This window comes from Corallococcus sp. AB030 (genome assembly GCF_003668965.1).
Classification (GTDB): Bacteria; Myxococcota; Myxococcia; order Myxococcales; family Myxococcaceae; genus Corallococcus; species Corallococcus exiguus.
In genome coordinates this window covers 1-416 of the sequence record NZ_RAWQ01000518.1, presented here as the reverse complement: position 1 = coordinate 416, position 416 = coordinate 1, and the positions used below count along the sequence as shown (strand labels likewise).

Annotated in this window: 1 pseudogene; it reads left to right on the top strand. The window is 54.1% G+C overall.

Going from position 1 to position 416, the window contains the following annotated elements:
- A pseudogene (gene manC / locus D7Y15_RS43875) lies at nt 1-416 on the top strand (mannose-1-phosphate guanylyltransferase ManC); the annotation flags it as partial.

Here is a 416-nt window from a genome sequence, read left to right as displayed (position 1 = left end):
GCCATATGCCGAAGCGGGCAAGCTGGTGACCTTCGGCATTGTGCCGGATCTACCAGAAACCGGTTATGGCTATATTCGTCGCGGTGAAGTGTCTGCGGGTGAGCAGGATATGGTGGCCTTTGAAGTGGCGCAGTTTGTCGAAAAACCGAATCTGGAAACCGCTCAGGCCTATGTGGCAAGCGGCGAATATTACTGGAACAGCGGTATGTTCCTGTTCCGCGCCGGACGCTATCTCGAAGAACTGAAAAAATATCGCCCGGATATCCTCGATGCCTGTGAAAAAGCGATGAGCGCCGTCGATCCGGATCTCAATTTTATTCGCGTGGATGAAGAAGCGTTTCTCGCCTGCCCGGAAGAGTCGGTGGATTACGCGGTCATGGAACGTACGGCAGATGCTGTTGTGGTGCCGATGGATG